The organism is Streptomyces sp. NPDC088261, from assembly GCF_044740805.1.
Classification (GTDB): domain Bacteria; phylum Actinomycetota; class Actinomycetes; order Streptomycetales; family Streptomycetaceae; genus Streptomyces.
This window is the reverse complement of sequence record NZ_JBIURL010000017.1, coordinates 152,582-164,451: the sequence shown is the minus strand read 5'-3', so window position 1 is coordinate 164,451 and position 11,870 is coordinate 152,582. Positions and strand designations below refer to the sequence as shown.

Below are 11,870 nucleotides of genomic sequence, written 5' to 3'. Positions count from 1 at the left end.
GCGCCCGGACACGGCGGGATCACGGGTGCTCCACGGGCCGCCCACGGTTGGGTCAAGCGGAGGTCAAGGAGTCCGATTCGCCTGGTTCGAGGTGCCGTTCACCGAGGCCGTTCCGCGGCGTCGATGTCCTGTTCGAAAGTGCGGGGCCCCGGGTGTTTGAATGCGCGGGTGACTGACATCGCGCGGGTGAATGACATCGACGTACTCAGCGTCTTCTGCGGGGCCGACGGCCGGCACGGCAACACCCTCGGCGTCGTGCGCGAGGGCCGGGACCACCCCGACCGCGCCGACCGGCAGGCGATCGCCGCCGGACTCGGCTACAGCGAGACCGTGTTCGTCGACGACCCCGAGCGCGGTGTGGTCGACATCTACACCCCGGGCCTGCGGCTGCCGTTCGCCGGCCACCCCCTCGTCGGGACGGCCTGGCTGCTCGACCTGGAGTCGGTGAACCCGCCCGCGGGCGAGGTGTGGGTGCGCCAGGACGGCGAGTTCACCTGGATCACCGCCCGCCCCGAATGGGCGCCGCCGCGGCAGCTCCGGCAGTACGGCTCCGTCGCCGAGGTCGACGCCCTGCCCGCCCCGCCGCCCGGCGAGGGCTGGCTCTACGCCTGGGCGTGGCAGGACGAGGCGGCGGGACGGGTCAGGGCGCGCGGCTTCCCGCGCCGGGACGACGGCATCGTGGAGGACGAGGCGACGGGGGCGGCGGCGCTGCTGCTCACGGAACAGCTGGGCCGCGCGCTGAACATCACGCAGGGCCGGGGCTCGCAGATCCTCACCGCGCCGGCTCCCCGGGGCGAGATCGAGATCGGCGGCCGGGTGCGGCTGCATCAGGAGCGCTAGGCGCGGCCGGGGGTGGCCGGCACCGTCACGCGTCACGCCTCACGCGCTGCGCGAGAACTCGTCCCCCAGCTCACGGAAGACCGCGCCGTTGAAGTCGAACGCCCGCTTGCACTCGTCGACGATCCGCTGCTTCTCCAGGTCGTCGGCCGCCACCGCGTCCAGCAGTTCGCGGTAGTCGCGCTTGAACGCGGCCGGGTTCGGGATCCCCTCGAAGACGTAGAAGCGGACCCCGTCCCCCTTGCGCGCGAAGCCCCACGCCTTCTCCGCCCGGTCGCGGATGATCTGGCCGCCGGACAGGTCACCCAGATAGCGGGTGTAGTGGTGCGCCACGTATCCGCCGGGCCACACGCGGGCGCACTCCTCCACCCGCGCCGCGTACGCGGCGGTCGCGGGGAGCGGTTCGAGGCCCGTACGCCACTCCGTACCGCACAGATGCGCCAGATCGCGCTCCAGCTCCGGCGTGCGCGCCAGCTCGCGCCGGATGAACGGCCCGGCGACCGGATCGTCCGCGAGCGCGTCGGAGGCGCCTTCCAGCGCGCGGTACACGAACCACAGCTGCTGGGTGTAGCGGGTGTACGCGTCCACCCCGAGCCGGCCGCCCAGCAGGTCGCCCATGAAGGGCGAGGTCTCGGCCCGCGTGTGCTGTTCGTGGGACGCGACGCGGATCAGGGTGGAGAACGGTGTACCGACGGTGACGGTGCGTGCGTCCAAGGCGGGCCTCCGGGGACCGAGGGGGACGGGAGCACCGGAAGTGCCCACGGTGGCAGCACGGGGGCTTGCCACCACGGATCCTCCTACTTAGGCTTACCTAAGTCAACTGGTTCCCGACGTCCTGTCGGTAAAACGCTACCCGCCTCCCACCAGGGGCGCTCGCCCGGAGAGGCCCGCCGGGAGGCCGGGGAGACCTGCCGCGGAGGCTCAGGGAAGCGTGAGGATCTCCGCGCCGGTGTCCGTCACCACCAGGGTGTGCTCGAACTGCGCCGTCCGCTTCCGGTCCTTCGTCACGACGGTCCAGCCGTCGTCCCACATGTCGTGCTCGTACGTACCGAGCGTGAGCATCGGCTCGATGGTGAAGGTCATGCCGGGCCTGATGACGGTCGTGGCGTGCGGGCTGTCGTAGTGCGGGACGATCAGTCCGGAGTGGAAGGACGTGTTGATCCCGTGGCCGGTGAAGTCCTTGACGACGCCGTAGCCGAAGCGCTTGGCGTACGACTCGATGACCCGCCCGATCACGTTCAGCCGGCGCCCCGGCCGCACGGCCTTGATCGCGCGGTTCAGCGCCTCGCGGGTCCGCTCGACGAGCAGGGTCGATTCCTCGTCCACGTCACCGCAGAAGTAGGTGGCGTTGTTGTCGCCGTGCACGCCGCCGATGTACGCGGTGACGTCCAGGTTCACGATGTCGCCGTCGCGGAGCACCGTGGAGTCCGGGATCCCGTGGCAGATCACCTCGTTGACCGACGTGCAGAGGGACTTGGGGAAGCCCCGGTAGCCGAGCGTCGAGGGGTAGGCGCCGTGGTCGCACATGTAGGCGTGGGCGACCCGGTCCAGCTCGTCGGTGGTCACCCCCGGCGCGATGTGCTTCGCGGCCTCCTCCATCGCCCGCGCGGCGATGCGCCCCGCGATCCGCATCAGCTCAATCGTTTCGGCGGATTGGATCTCCGGCCCGGTGTACGGGGTAGGAGCGGGTTTCCCGACATATTCGGGGCGCCGGATGTTTCCGGGAACGGAACGTGCGGGAGAGAGCTCCCCTGGTACGAGCAGCGACTGGCCAGACATGCCAACGAGTCTATCCAGCGTCGCGGCGGCGGCCGGGGGGCAGCATGGCGTCAGGGACGACGACATGGACGACGACATCGAGGACGTCACGAACGACGTCCTCGACGACGGAGAAGAAAGGGAGCCGGGCATGGCCCTGTTCAAGAAGCGCACGGTGGGCAAGCCGGGCGAGTGGTACTACTGCCTGGAGCACGGCAAGGTCGAGGAGGGCCCCGAGTGCCCGGCCAAGGACCGCTTCGGCCCGTACACGTCCCGCCAGGAGGCGGAGCACGCGATGGAGACGGCGAAGGAGCGGAACACGGAGTGGGAGAACGACCCCAAGTGGCACGACAGGCCGGGCGGCGGCAGCTAGGGCGTGTCCGCGAAGTGGGGTCTGGGTGGCGGGGGAGCGTGTACGGCCCCTCCCGCCCCCTCACCCCGCGGGCAGCGAGGTGGTCGGCGGGGCCGGGGCCGTCGGCGGTGCGGGCGCGGTCGGCGGTGTGAGCGCCTCCTGGTGCGCGCGGCGGCGCATCGCGTCCTCGTCCGTGCTCGCGTCGTACGTCACCAGCTTGGGCAGGACCGCCGACAGCAGGCCCACCGACGCCAGGCAGGCCAGCCCGCCGCCCCACACCGCCGGGCGGGTGCCGGTCCAGCCGGCCATCGCACCCGCCCTGACCTGCCCGAGCTGGGGGCCGACGCTGTACGACAGCACCTCGATGCCCGCCAGGCGGCCGCGCAGCTCCTCCGGGATCGTCTGGTTCCAGATCGTCGAGCGGCCCAGGCCGCTCAGCATGTCGCCCGCCCCGGCGAAGGCCAGGCAGACCAGCACCACCCACACGTGGGAGAACCACCCGGCCGCCGTGATCGCCAGCCCCCACCCGGCCGCGCCGCACACCACGAACAGCCCGTGCCGCCGCACCCGTGAGGTCCAGCCGCTGGTCAGGCTGAGCAGCACGGAGCCGACCGAGCCCGCCGCGTACATCAGCCCCAGCGACCACTCCGCGCCGAGGTCGTCCGCGAGGAACGGGAAGATCGAGTTCGGGAAGGCGAAGAGCATCGCCGCCAGGTCGACCGCGTACGTCCCGAGGAGGACCGGTCTGCTCCACGCGTACCGCGCGCCCTCCGCGATGCCCCGCAGCGACGGCTTCCGCGCGTCGTGCGCGGCCGGCGCGGGCGACAGGCGCAGACACATCAGTACGGAGACGGCGAAGCCCAGGATCGTGATGCCGTACGCCGGGGCGTGACCGGCGAACGCCACGACCACGCCCGCCAGCGACGGCCCCGCGATCGCGCCCATCTGCCAGCGCACGGCGTTCAGCGCGGCGGCGGCCGTGAGCTGGTCGTGCGGGACGATCCTGGCCAGCAGCGAGTCCAGCGCGGGGCGCTGGAGCCCGGCGAGCGCGGAGACCCCCGCGGCCACCACGTACAGCGGCCAGAGCAGCGGCTCCGGCAGCAGCGCGTTCACGAGCAGCACCCCGGCCAGCACGCCGAGCCCGGCCTCGGTGAGCAGGATGACCTTGCGCCGGTCGACGGCGTCGGCGAGCGCCCCGCCGTACAGACCGAAGACGACCAGCGGCACCAGCTCGACCGCGCCCATCGCGCCCACCGCGAGGGGGGAGTCGGTCAGATCCTTGATCTGGAGCGGCAGGGCGATCATCGCCATGAAGCTCGCGAAGTTCGTCACCAGCCCCTGGACCCAGAGGAGCCGGAAGTCCCGGGAGGAGCGGAGCGGGGAGAGATCCGGCAGGAGCGCGGCGAACATCTTGGTCACAGGGGGCCATGTTGCGGCCGGAAGCCTGTAGAGGGCAACCGGTTTACGGCGGCCGGTCCGCCTTCCGCTCCCGCCGCCGCCCGGGATCTCACCAACGGGACGGCGGCGGCGCCGTCAGCTGGTCGGCCAGCCGGGACAGCCGGTCGCGGAAGCGCCGCTTCCCCCGCTGGGCCGGCAGGCTGTTCTCCCCGGCCGCCGCGGACACCAGGTGCTGCACGATGTCCAGGTCCACGCCGTGCGCCGCGTCCGCCGCCACCGTCAGCGCCTCGTGCGCCAGACCGCGCACTTCCACGTCCCCGCCGTCGAGCGACAGCACCGTCGCCCCCGCCCGCCGCGCGTCGTGCACCCGCTCCAGCAGCCCGGCGTCCGGCCGCTCCGGCGCCACCACCAGCAGCGTCTCCCCGCGCCCCGCCGCCTCCAGCCGCCCCAGGCCGACGGCCAGATGGGCCGGGTCCCCGTCCCGCACCCGGTGCCGTACGAGCGTCGGATTCAGCTCGGGCTGCCCGGACCAGGCGGCCTCGTCCACCAGATGCGCGGCCAGGTGCCACGGCTCGTACGCCTCGGTCCCGACCAGCAGCAGCCCCCCGCCGTGCGGCACGACGGAGGACCGCAGGGTCCCCGCGAACCGCCGGGTCGCCGACAACCACTCCGTACCGGCCAGGACTTCACGCAACAGCGCGACACGCACGGCATCCATGGGGCGCATCCTGCCCGACCCTCCGCCCCCGCCGCCCCCGGTCCGCCGCACCTCACCCGAACGGGACGCGGACCGGCCGGAGCCGTTGTCGACGGTGCGACAAGTAGGCTCCGCCGTATGACTTCTAGTGACAGTGGCAGCGCGCCCAAGCCCCCCGCCCAGGACCCCTGGGACCTTCCCGACGTGTCGGGTCTGGTGGTCGGTGTGCTCGGGGGTACGGGGGACCAGGGGCGCGGGCTCGCCTACCGGCTGGGGCGGGCCGGGCAGAAGGTGATCATCGGGTCCCGCGCGGCGGACCGGGCGGCGGCCTCGGCGGCGGAGCTGGGGTACGGAGTCGAGGGCGCCGACAACGCGGAGTGCGCGCGGCGCAGTGACGTGGTGATCGTCGCCGTGCCGTGGGACGGGCACGCCCCGATCCTCGCGTCCCTCCGCGAGGAGCTGGCGGGCAAGCTCGTCATCGACTGCGTGAACCCGCTGGGCTTCGACAAGAAGGGCGCCTACGCCCTGACCCCGGAGGAGGGCAGCGCGGCCGAGCAGGCCGCCGCCCTGCTGCCGGACTCCCGGGTGACCGCCGCCTTCCACCACCTCTCCGCGCCGCTGCTCCAGGACCCGGCGGTCGAGGAGATCGCGACGGACGTGATGGTGCTGGGCGAGGTCCGCGCGGACACGGACATCGTGCAGGCGCTGGCGGCGCGGATCCCGGGGATAAGGGGGGTCTTCGCGGGGCGGCTGCGCAACGCGCACCAGGTGGAGTCGCTGGTGGCGAACCTGATCTCGGTCAACCGCCGGTACAAGGCGCACGCGGGCCTGCGGGTCACGGACGTCTGACGGTCCCCGGAGCCGGGTGCGGGCCCGGGGTGGGGGAGACTGGGCCACGTACGACACGTACGACACGTACGGCACCGCAGTACCGCAGTACCGCCCCGCTCGCCCCCGACAGGAGCCGACCGCCATGCCCCGCCTCGCTGTGTACGCCCTCGCTGTCTGCGCCCTCGCCGTGATCGCGGCGGTGGTCTCCTTCGTCCAGGGCAGCTTCCTCGGGGTCGTGTGGCTGCTGCTGGCCGGGCTCTCGTCCAACATGGCGTGGTACTACCTGCGCCGCGCGAAGGCGCGGCGGGCGGCGGACGGGGTGTCGGCGGCGGGCTGAGGCGCGCCGCGCCGTCTTTCCCTGCCGTGCCCCTCGCTGTCTTTCGCTGTCTTCACTGCGGCTGGCAGAACGGACTCTGGTCGCTCCAGAAGCGGTAGAGGTTCTGGCCGCAGGCGGTGATGTTCGTGTCGGCCGGGATGCCGAGGCCGCTCAGGACGGTGTCGACCAGGTCGAAGAAGCCCGCGTTCACGGACGGGATGAAGAGGATGCCGAAGACGGCGAGCAGTCCGAACTGCGCGTACGGCTCCATCTGGCTGCGGATCTTGTACGACAGCCAGGGCTCGATGACGCCGTAGCCGTCGAGGCCCGGGACCGGCAGGAAGTTCAGGATCGCGGCGGTGATCTGGAGCAGCGCGAGGAAGCCGAGCGCGTAGACGAAGGTGGCCGGCACGCCGTCCAGCGCGTGCAGCCAGAACGGCGCGGTGCAGACGACGGCGAACAGGACGTTGGTCAGGGGGCCGGCCGCCGAGATCAGGCTGTGCTTCCAGCGGCCGTGGACGCGGTTGCGCTCGATGAAGACGGCGCCGCCGGGCAGGCCGATCCCGCCCATGATCACGAAGAGCACCGGCAGCACGATGCTGAGCAGGGCGTGGGTGTACTTGAGCGGGTTGAGGGTGAGGTACCCCTTGCCGCCGATGGAGATGTCGCCGCTGTGCAGGGCGGTGCGGGCGTGCGCGTACTCGTGCAGGCAGAGGGAGACGACCCAGGCGGCGGTGACGAAGAGGAAGACGGCGACCCCGGCGTTGGCGGAGAAGTCCGTCCACACGGCCCATCCCGACACCGCCATGACGGCGGCGATCCCGAGGAAGACCGGGGAGATCCGCCGATCGCTGCTGCGGGTGGCTGCGGTGGTCATGGGTGGGTCTCCTGGGGAGTGGGAGCCGGTGCTTGCGGACGCGTGCTCGCGGATGCGGCTTGCCGGTGCGGAACGACCGTACTCGTGACGGCCGGGGAACGTTCCGCGGGGCACGGCGGTTCCCGCGGGGCGGGCGGGGGCGCCGGGCGGCGGGTGCGAGGTGCGGTGCGGGTACGAGATGCGGTGCGGGTACGAGGGGCGGGCGGTGCGAGGTGCGGTGCGGCCCCGCCGACGTCGCGGATTGCGCCGGGCGGGGACAATGGGGGGATGCGCTACCGGCTCCTCGGCACCGCCCAGGCTTTTCAGGACGACGGGACCCCCGTCGCGCTCGGTGGTGCGCGGTTGCGTGCGTTGCTGACCGTGCTCGCGCTACGGGCCGGGCGCAGCGTCCCCGTCGGGGTGCTGGTCGGCGAGGTGTGGGACGGGGATCCGCCGGCGGACGCCGTCGCGGCGCTCCAGGCGCTGGTCGGGCGCCTGCGGCGGGCGCTGGGGCGCGACGCGGTGGTGTCGTCGGAGGGCGGGTACCGGCTGACCGCCGACGAGGACGACGTGGACCTGCACCGTTTCGGCCGCCTCGCGGGGGAGGGGGCGCGGGCGCTGGAGGACGGGGACGCGGGCAAGGCGGCCGTACTCCTGGACGAGGCCCTCGCCCTGTGGCACGGGCCCGCGCTCGCCGATCTGCCCGACCGGGCGTCGGAGGCCCTGCGCTGGGACACCCGCCAGCTGGAGGCCCGCAGGGCCCGGCTGACGGCCGCGCTCGCGCTGGGCCGCGCGGAGGACACCCTGCCCGAACTGGCCGCGCTCTGCGAGGAGTACCCCCTGGACGAACCGCTCCAGGCGCTCCGCATCCGCGCCCTTCGCGACGCGTCCCGCACGGCGGAGGCACTGGCGGCGTACGACGAGGTCCGCCACGTCCTCGCGGACCGCCTGGGCACCGACCCGGGCCCGGAACTGCGTGCGCTGCACGAGGACTTGCTGCACGGGAGCCACGGGCCGGCCTCCGGCCGACGCGACACGGCCATGGCTCCGCGCCGGGGTTCGCCCCGTCGCGATACGGCCCCGGCTCCGGAACCCGGCCCGTACGGAAGCCCGCCGGGCCCGTCCGGTACGGCACCGGGTCCGGCAACCGGCGCGGACACGGGCCCGGAGCCCCACACGGGGCGGGCGCGGCAAAGGAGGGACGAGAAGCGGCAACAGCCCCACGGTTCGCCGTCCCCGGAACCCGTCCACCCTCAGGCCCACCCGGCCGAGCGACGCCCGGCCGGAACCCGACCGGACAAGGCCCGGTGGGCCGAAGCCCCCTCGGGCAGCTCCCGGTCGGGCGGATCCGGGTCGGGCGAAGCCCCGTGGGCCGAGCGGCGGCCGGACGGATCTTTGCCGGACGAGGTGCAGCCGGGCGGAGCCCTGCGGGACGAGACCGGGTCGGACAGAACCCGGTCGGACGAGGCCGGGGAGGGTCAGGCCGGGGTGGACAGCGCCCGCTCGGACGGGCGGCGGCCGGACGGAAGCGGGTCGGGCGGATACGGACCAGGCGGATACGGGTCGAGGGAGGCCCGGCGGGATGGGTCTGGGTCGGACAGAACCCGGTCGGACGAGGCTGCGGTGGACAGGGCCGGCTCGGACGAGTGGTGGTCGGAAGAAGCCCGGTGGGACGACGCCTCGTCGGACGGTCCCTGGTCGGACCAGCGGCGGCCCGACAGAAACCGGTCGGACGACGTGGGGTGGGACGGACACGGGTCGCGTGCGGACCGGTCGGACCTGTGGCGGTCTGGCGGCGACCGGTTGGACGAGGGTGGGCAGGACGGGGGTTGGGCGGACGAAGCCCCGGCAGACGAAGCCCCGTCGGGTGGCGACGGGTCGCCGTATGGGAATGGGGGGCGTGGCGGATCGGGCTTCGGGCGTGGGCAGGTGTCGGGCCATCAGGCCCCCGATCGGCCGCGCGAGGGGCTGGGCGGGCGCCCGGGCCACGGGCAGGGGCGGCAGCGCGGCGGCACCGCGCCGTCGCCGAGCGGCACCTCGCTGAGCGCGCCCTCGCCCAGCGTCGCCGCGCCCAGCGGCCCCGCTCCCGGCAACCTCCGCGCCCGGCTCACCAGTTTTGTCGGCCGGGAAGGGGACATCGACGCCATCCGCGCCGACCTCTCCGGTGCCCGTCTCGTCACGCTTCTCGGGCCCGGTGGGGCCGGGAAGACGCGGTTGTCGCAGGAGGCCGCCGAACGGGCCTCCGGGGCCTGGCCCGATGGGGTCTGGCTGGCCGAACTCGCCCCCGTGGACGACCCGGAGACCGTCGCCGACGCCGTCCTGACCTCGCTCGGGGCGCGGGAGACCGTGCTGCGCGGGGCGGGGGCCGAGGAGTTCAGGGCCGTCGACCGGCAGGCCGGTGAGCCGCTCGTACGGTTGGCCGAACACTGCGCCCGCCGCCGCATGCTCCTCCTCCTCGACAACTGCGAGCACGTGATCGGCGCCGCCGCCACCCTCGCCGAGGAACTTCTCGCCCGCTGCCCGAACCTGACCGTCCTCGCCACCAGCCGGGAGCCGCTCGGGGTGCCGGGTGAAGTCGTACGCCCCGTCGAGCCGTTGCCGCCCCGGTCCGCGCACCGGCTGTTCACCGAGCGGGCCCGGTCCGTGCGGCCCGACTTCGACCCGGACGCCGACCCGGCGGCCGTCGCCGAGATCTGCCGCCGCCTCGACGGGCTGCCGCTGGCCATCGAACTGGCCGCCGCCCGCCTCCGGTTGCTGTCCCCCCGGCAGATCGCCGACCGCCTGGACGACCGGTTCAGACTGCTGACGAGCGGCAGCAGGACGGTTTTGCCCCGCCAGCAGACCCTCCGCGCGGTTGTCGACTGGTCCTGGGACCTGCTGGACGAGGCCGAACGCGCCGTCCTGCGCCGCCTGTCCGTCTTCGCGGGCGGCTGCGGCCTGGCGGCGGTGGAGGAGGTCTGCGCCGGTACGACGCCGGGCGACCCCGTACGCTCCCCCGACGTCCCCGCCCTCCTCGGTTCCCTTGTCGACAAGTCCCTCGTCGTCGCCGCCCCCTCGCCGGACGGCGACATGCGCTACCGGCTCCTGGAGACCGTCGCCGAGTACGCCGCCGAGCGCCTCGACCAGGCGGGTGAGGGGGTGGGTGACCAGCGCGGTGACCAGGCCGGCCGCCACGCCGGCGGCCACGCCGGTGACCGGGCCGCCACCGAGCGGCGGCACCTCGTCCACTACCGCGAGCTGGCCCGCACCACCGACCCCCTCCTCCGCGGCTCCGGCCAGCTCGCCGCCATCGCCCTGCTCCAGCTGGAGCACGAGAACTTCCGCACCGCCCTCCGCCGCGCCGTCGCCGCCCGCGACGAGCACGAGGTGCTCTGCATGGTCCTGTCGCTCGCCTGGTTCTGGTCGATGCGCGACATGCGCGGCGAGGGCCGCCAGTGGGCCGCCGCCGCCGCGTCCCTCGGCCCCGACCCCTTCGCCCCGCCCGCCGAACCCGCCCCGCCCCTGCACCTCCGCTGCACGGACCTCCCGCCGCCCATGGCCGACGACCAGCTGATCGAGGCCCGGCGCCAGGTGCGGATCGTCGAGATGGTCACCCTGGAGCACGCCGAGGACGAGTGGGAGAGTCCCGAACGGCAGGAGTGGCTGCGGAACGTCGCCCGCGTCTACCGGGCCGGGCTGCCCCAGACCTGCCGGTTCCCCGCCTCGCTCTGGTTCTTCGCGACCCTGATGCACGGGGGCGACGAACGGCTCAGGCACGTACTGGACGAGACCGTGGCGGCCTGCGAACGGTTCGGTTACGACTGGGAGTTGGCCGGCGCACTCCAGATGCGGGCCAACATCCTCGCCAACCGCGGCGCGTGGGCCGACGACGCGGACCGGGACGCCGGCCGCGCCCTCCGCATCTACGACGCCCTCGGTGACGCCTGGGGCAGGGCCGAGGCGCTGTCGGCGCGCGGCGAGGCGCGGGAGAGACGCGGGGAGTACGGACTCGCCGTCGCCGATTTCGCCGCCGCGATCGGCCACGTCGAGAGCCTGGGCGCGCGGAGCCAGGTCGCCGTGCTGCGCGCCCGGATGGCGAGCAGCATGTTCGAGACCGACCGCGCGGCGGAAGGCGAGGCGATACTGCGCGCCGTGCTGGACGACAGCCACGACGTCTCGCACGAGTCGCTGATCGCGGCCCGGCTCTTCCTCGCGCTGCGGCTGGGCCGTACGGGGCGCGGGGAGGAGGCCAGGTGGCATCTGGGCGTGATCTCGGAGGCCTTCCGCCACGAGACGCTCGCCGTGTTCCAGGGCTTCATCCAGGGGACGTACGCCTGGCTGGACTGCGAGGACGGCCGGTACGCGGAGGCGCTCGAAGAGATACGGAACGCGCTGCGGCAGTCCCACTCGGTGCTGTCCCAGATGGTCGCCCCGCACATGGCGGCGGGCTATCTGGCGACGGCCGCGTGGGCGCTGGCGGGCCTCGCGGGGGACGACAAGGAGCGGGCCCGCGAGGCGGCCCGGCTGCTCGGCGCGTCCGATGCGCTGACCCCCGCCGGTCACTTCCGGCCCCCGACGGAACGGGAGTTGCTCGCCGCCTCGCGCCGGGCCGTGCTCGCCGCGCTGGCCGCGCTCGGCGACGAGGACGCGTTCGGGACGGCGTACGCGGAAGGCGGCCGCCTCTCGCTGGAGGAGGCCGTCGCCCGCGTGTGAGGGGCGAGGCGGGCGGCCGGTGGACGGGGGAGGAGGCGGCCGCCCCGTACGACCGCGCCGCCTCGCCCCGTACGACCGCCCCGCCCCACCCCGGCCTCAGGAGCCGCCCCGCCCCGCGTCCCCCTAACCGCCC

Annotated in this window: 10 protein-coding genes; 5 read left to right on the top strand and 5 right to left on the bottom strand. The window is 74.0% G+C overall.

What is annotated here, in order from left to right; translation table 11 throughout:
* Window positions 1-168 precede the first annotated feature (168 nt).
* A complete protein-coding gene (locus ACIODU_RS27880; RefSeq protein ID WP_401770805.1) occupies window positions 169-840 on the top strand; it encodes a PhzF family phenazine biosynthesis protein in 672 nt (223 codons plus the stop codon).
* A gap of 39 nt (window positions 841-879) precedes the next feature.
* On the opposite strand, the gene ACIODU_RS27875 is transcribed toward ACIODU_RS27880, so the two are convergent.
* Together ACIODU_RS27875 and map are read right to left on the bottom strand one after the other, a co-directional pair.
* Window positions 880-1,551, bottom strand: a complete 672-nt coding sequence (locus tag ACIODU_RS27875) for a heme oxygenase (biliverdin-producing) (protein ID WP_401770803.1) — start codon at window positions 1,549-1,551, stop codon at window positions 880-882.
* 207 nt (window positions 1,552-1,758) lie between these two features.
* A complete protein-coding gene (gene map, locus ACIODU_RS27870; RefSeq protein ID WP_161308582.1) occupies window positions 1,759-2,616 on the bottom strand; it encodes a type I methionyl aminopeptidase in 858 nt (285 codons plus the stop codon).
* A 130-nt stretch (window positions 2,617-2,746) separates the two neighbouring features.
* Between map and ACIODU_RS27865 the strand changes: the two genes are divergently transcribed.
* The gene (locus ACIODU_RS27865; protein ID WP_356432316.1) at window positions 2,747-2,968 is read left to right on the top strand and encodes a hypothetical protein; all 222 of its coding nucleotides are present in this window, start codon (window positions 2,747-2,749) and stop codon (window positions 2,966-2,968) included.
* A 60-nt stretch (window positions 2,969-3,028) separates the two neighbouring features.
* Here ACIODU_RS27865 and ACIODU_RS27860 read toward each other — a convergent pair whose 3' ends face one another.
* Together ACIODU_RS27860 and ACIODU_RS27855 are read right to left on the bottom strand one after the other, a co-directional pair.
* Window positions 3,029-4,357, bottom strand: coding sequence for an MFS transporter (locus tag ACIODU_RS27860; protein WP_401770843.1), 1,329 nt, complete (start codon window positions 4,355-4,357; stop codon window positions 3,029-3,031).
* 97 nt (window positions 4,358-4,454) lie between these two features.
* Window positions 4,455-5,063 (bottom strand): hypothetical protein, encoded by a 609-nt coding sequence (locus ACIODU_RS27855; protein WP_401770800.1) that lies wholly within the window; start codon window positions 5,061-5,063, stop codon window positions 4,455-4,457.
* Window positions 5,064-5,180: 117 nt separating this feature from the next.
* Between ACIODU_RS27855 and npdG the strand changes: the two genes are divergently transcribed.
* Both npdG and ACIODU_RS27845 read left to right on the top strand, forming a co-directional pair.
* Window positions 5,181-5,891 (top strand): NADPH-dependent F420 reductase, encoded by a 711-nt coding sequence (gene npdG, locus ACIODU_RS27850; protein ID WP_401770797.1) that lies wholly within the window; start codon window positions 5,181-5,183, stop codon window positions 5,889-5,891.
* A gap of 124 nt (window positions 5,892-6,015) precedes the next feature.
* On the top strand, window positions 6,016-6,210 hold the full coding sequence (locus ACIODU_RS27845; RefSeq protein ID WP_401770795.1) for a hypothetical protein: 195 nt from the start codon (window positions 6,016-6,018) through the stop codon (window positions 6,208-6,210).
* 52 nt (window positions 6,211-6,262) lie between these two features.
* Here the strand turns inward: ACIODU_RS27845 and ACIODU_RS27840 are convergent, their stop codons facing one another.
* Window positions 6,263-7,066 carry a site-2 protease family protein gene (locus tag ACIODU_RS27840; protein WP_401770792.1) on the bottom strand — a complete coding sequence of 268 codons (804 nt, stop codon included), beginning with the start codon at window positions 7,064-7,066 and terminating at the stop codon, window positions 6,263-6,265.
* A gap of 267 nt (window positions 7,067-7,333) precedes the next feature.
* Between ACIODU_RS27840 and ACIODU_RS27835 the strand changes: the two genes are divergently transcribed.
* Entirely contained in the window at window positions 7,334-11,737 is a 4,404-nt protein-coding gene (locus tag ACIODU_RS27835) for a BTAD domain-containing putative transcriptional regulator (protein ID WP_401770789.1), read from the top strand.
* Window positions 11,738-11,870 lie beyond the last annotated feature (133 nt).